Source organism: Psychrobacter sp. 1U2 (assembly GCF_051847575.1).
On the sequence record NZ_JBPYDC010000763.1, the window covers coordinates 1 to 847 of the forward strand.

At 50.9% G+C, this 847-nt stretch carries 1 protein-coding gene; it reads left to right on the plus strand.

Annotated elements, in window-relative coordinates; all coding sequences use genetic code 11:
• A partial coding sequence (locus ACS8FD_RS18595; RefSeq protein ID WP_439276933.1) for an ATP-dependent DNA helicase RecG occupies window positions 1-847 on the plus strand: 847 nt, incomplete at both ends.

An 847-nucleotide genomic window follows, 5' to 3' on the forward strand; every position in this document is an offset into this window, starting at 1 on the left:
ATGAAAGATATTACCACTGATATGGCGACTTCTATTCCAATGCTGCGATTGGTGCAGGGTGATGTAGGTGCAGGTAAAACTTTAGTCGCAGCAGGCGCAGCGGGCTACGCGCTTGATAGCGGCTGGCAGGTGGCGGTCATGGCACCGACTGAGATTTTAGCAGAACAGCACTTGTTAAACTTTAAACAGTGGTTTGAGCCGTTGGGTATCGAAGTCGGTTGGCTGGCTGGCAAACAAACCGCAAAGCAGCGCCGCGAAGCGTTAGAAGCCGTGAGCGAAAATACGGTGCAAGTGGTGGTCGGTACTCATGCCTTATTTCAAGAGCAGGTACAATTTGCCAAATTGGGCTTAGTCATTATTGATGAGCAGCATCGTTTTGGGGTTGAGCAGCGCATGGCCTTGACCAATAAAGGTGTGGCGAATAGTACGCCGCATCAGCTTATTATGACCGCAACGCCTATTCCGCGTACGCTCGCGATGAGTGTCTATGGCGACATGGACACCTCAATTATCGATGAGTTACCACCTGGACGTACGCCCATTACGACAGTGACCATTGATCGCAACCGCCGCGATGAAGTGATCGAACGCATCGCGATTAATTGTGAGGCAGGTAGGCAAGCGTACTGGGTGTGCTCCTTGGTAGAAGAGTCGAGCGTACTCGATGCGCAAGCCGCCGAGGCGACTTATGAGGACTTACATGAGCGTTTGGATATTCGTATTGGCCTTGTACATGGCAAGATGAAGTCCGCTGATAAACAAGCCATCATGCAAGAGTTTAAAGCGGGCAGCCTTGATTTGTTGATTGCTACAACGGTCATCGAAGTCGGCGTTGATGTACCGAACG